This is a genomic window from uncultured Thiocystis sp., assembly GCF_903866365.1.
Classification (GTDB): domain Bacteria; phylum Pseudomonadota; class Gammaproteobacteria; order Chromatiales; family Chromatiaceae; genus Chromatium.
In genome coordinates this window covers 1-3,206 of the sequence record NZ_CAIPNF010000081.1, presented here as the reverse complement: position 1 = coordinate 3,206, position 3,206 = coordinate 1, and the positions used below count along the sequence as shown (strand labels likewise).

3 protein-coding genes and 1 pseudogene are annotated in these 3,206 nt (G+C 63.2%); all 4 read right to left on the bottom strand.

Annotation, left to right across the window (positions count from 1 at the left end; all coding sequences use genetic code 11):
- Positions 1-139 precede the first annotated feature (139 nt).
- Positions 140-355 (bottom strand): annotated as a pseudogene (locus QZY07_RS05335) (recombinase); the annotation flags it as partial.
- A 240-nt stretch (positions 356-595) separates the two neighbouring features.
- Complete coding sequence (locus QZY07_RS05330; protein WP_295400411.1) at positions 596-817, bottom strand: hypothetical protein; 222 nt, start codon at positions 815-817, stop codon at positions 596-598.
- A 1,102-nt stretch (positions 818-1,919) separates the two neighbouring features.
- Positions 1,920-2,906: a GTP 3',8-cyclase MoaA gene (gene moaA / locus QZY07_RS05325; RefSeq protein WP_295400410.1), complete on the bottom strand. Its 987-nt coding sequence runs from the start codon at positions 2,904-2,906 to the stop codon at positions 1,920-1,922.
- Positions 2,907-3,004: 98 nt separating this feature from the next.
- On the bottom strand, positions 3,005-3,206 hold a 202-nt coding region (locus QZY07_RS05320; protein ID WP_295400408.1), incomplete at its 5' end, for a hypothetical protein.

The window sequence follows — 3,206 nt, the reverse complement described above, 5'->3', positions numbered from 1 at the left end:
TTGTCAAGACAGTTTCACACGGGGTCGTTACCAATCCCGCATGTGTCTCTAGGCTACGGATAGAGGAATATCCGGTTTCGTCTGGTAGACCTATTAGGACTCCCTGCGAAACAATCATTCATGTGACCTCGTGTCACACCATCGGCACCACATGGACCGGACGTTTCATGACATCCAGCCCGCGTGCCTGGCAGTAGCGCACGGCGAGCAGGATGCCTTCGACCGTCTTGGCGGACGGAAAAATGGAATCGACCAGCACTTGCCAAGTGGAAAACTCGATCCCGACGGTGGCGAGGGCGGTCTGCGTGATGGCCAGCCGACAGGCTGGTAAGGTAGCGATCGGTTGAGCAGCCATGATGGACCTCGAAAAAAAGGAACACCACGCCCCAGGGGGCAATGGTGCCCCGGTGGGGAAGACTCGGCCAACGAGGCGTGCTCGGCGCCGAGGTCAGAACGGATCAGTTCAGGATGCTCTGATTGAGCCTTTGTAACAGTTGAAAACGCGGAGACGCCTCGCCACCCGGTCGGGAACGGAGCGCCTCCCGGTGGGGGTTTAAAGCCAAGCCGCCGGGGCGATCTGTGTGCCGTGAGCAGCTCACATGAGCTGATACGTGACCAGGTTGGTGACGGGGGTGGTGCCAGCCAGGATCGACCCATCGGGACACAGGGATCCGGTCAAGGGAGGACTGTCTTCCGTGAAATAGCGACAGGCTTTGAAGCAGCGTGCCTCAAGCGACCATAGCCGCTGGGGTTTCGAGGCCCCGTACTGTTGCATCAGTGCCGCAAAGCGCTGGGCGTGCGAGCCTTTCTTCGTCATGGGTGGTCTCCGAGAGCGAGGAGACACAGGCTCCCCGTGGGGAGATGGTCTCCCCACGGGTTGAAATGCCAGCGGGACGCTGGCCGGTGATGCGCGCGTGCTTGATGAATCGCCCGCGCCGGCGATGAACACACTCAATCAATGAGTGCGTCGCAGAAACTGTCCGTTTGACGTCCGTTCATCTCCGAGGGATGCGAAACGGACAGCTCCCCACGCCAGCGTCAGGATCCTGGCCAGCCGTCGGCGTTGGCGTTGGCGGCATGACCCTGGCGTAGCCGGCTCCGTCAGCGGTCGCTGGGCAGGACATGACGCCTGGCCGATTGCAGAATGCATTGCTCGCTGGCAAGCGCCGATCAGGTCGGCACCGGGGCCACGCGACTCACCCGATGAGCGTAGACGTGGCCCACGTTGACGCGCGAACGAGTTTCGTCGGGGCGCCATGGCGGCTCAAACGCAAGGATGGACGGTGCGAGATCTCGCGGACAGGCCGCGTGCGGCAGATGACCGGGCACGGCCGGCGGATCCAGGTTGGCGATGACGTCATTGCGAGCGGACGCACCTTCCCGGCGGAACTCCCAACAGCCTGGTCGGGATCAGACGCCGTCAGGCGGCGCGTGAGGGGCGCCTCGATTGGCGCGGGTGGTACGCGGACTTGCGTCTCCGCAGGCGACTCACCGTCTCGATCAACGAAGCGGGCGAATCGCTATTTTTTAGCACGCCCATTGTGGTGGCGCAAGCCGTTTATGGGCGGGCTGGCGAACGGGTTTTGGACGCCAAGGGCGCAAGCGATAGACGTGGAAAACCCGCCTATTTCCACCACAATCTGACTCCCTGCTGCCCCCATCTTTGCCAATGACCGCGCCGCTCGGGAGTGCGATCATTGCCTGGCGGCGAGCGCTTCGCTGATGGTCAGGCGATGGGCAGCTACCTGCAAAACGACATCCCTTGAATGCTGTGACCATCCGGACGGATCCACGGCCCTGCACTGCACTCACTGCCCCTCTGCGGTGGCGCGAACGAGGGTGCCTCGGGTCTTGCAACACCCTGACGAGGGGCCGGCGAATGCCAACTCCCGCTACCTCGCCGATGCACGTCCCGGCGATTAACCGCCAGTCGCGGACATGAAACGATCGATATGAGCTGGTCGGTCCCTGAAGTCATGGCGTTCCGGTTTGAGGGCCACGGCTCGGCGCAGGTGAGCGATGAGGTCCGGATCGCTGATGCCGGCGCGTAGCAGCGGGCGCAGCGGAGCGCTGTGTTCCTGACCGAGACAGAGCAGTAGGGTGCCATCGACGGTGAGTCGCACGCGGTTGCAGGTCGCGCAGAAGTGCTGCGAGAGCGGGGTAATGAAGCCGATCCGGGTGTCACTGCCGCTGAGTCGATAGTAGCGCGCGGGGCCGCCGCCGGGCAGGAGGTCGGGGATCAACTCGAAGCGTTGTTCCAGTCGGCGCTTAACGGTTTGCAGGTCGAGCGATTGGCCAGTCGCGGCTTGACCGGTCGCGCCCATCGGCATGGCCTCGATCAGCCGCAGGGTGAAGCCGCGCTCGGCACAGAAAGCGAGGATGGACTCGATCTCGTCGTCGTTCACCCCGCGCATGACCAGGGTGTTGACCCGAATCGGGGCGAAGCCAGCGTCTTGGGCGGCCTCGATGCCGCGCAGCACTTGCTTCAGATTCCCCCCGGTGATCTGTTTGAAAACGTCGGGGCGCAGACTATCCAGACTGAGGTTCAGCCGTCGTGCGCCCGCCTGGTAGAGCGGTTGCGCCAGTGACGCCATTCGCGTGCAGTTGCTGGAAAGCGACAGGTCATCAAGGCCGGGCAAGGCGGCCAGTTGGGCGACCAGCGCCGGGAGGTCGCGGCGCACCAGGGGTTCGCCGCCAGTCAGGCGCACATGGTGCACCCCAAGAACGGTGAAAGCGCGCACCACCTGGGTGATCTCCTCAAAGGTCAACCAGTGTTCGGGTTCCTCGAAGCCCTTGAACCCTTGCGGCAGACAGTAGGCGCAGCGCAGATCGCAGCGGTCAGTGACGGACAGACGCAGGTAATCGATGCGTCGACCGAAGGAGTCAGTCAATGTCTGTTCGTTCATGCCGCCGCCTGGATGTCGCGCCTGTCTGGTCCGATGCCATTCCCGGAAGGTCGAACGAGGCGAGCGCCTCGGTCGACCTTCCGGGGACCAACTTTACCTCAGGCGCTCAGGAAACGTCGCCGCTTGAACGACACGGTGCGCTTATAATCCTTCATGGTTCCGACCTTGCGGATGTCCGCCCAGGTGCCCTTGTAGTAGGGGATCAGGTTGCGGTCGGTCCAGTCGGTGACGACGTCGCCGACCACCCCGTTGTCATACCCGAACATCATGAAGGTCTGGCCTTTGGCGATGTCCGGCTCC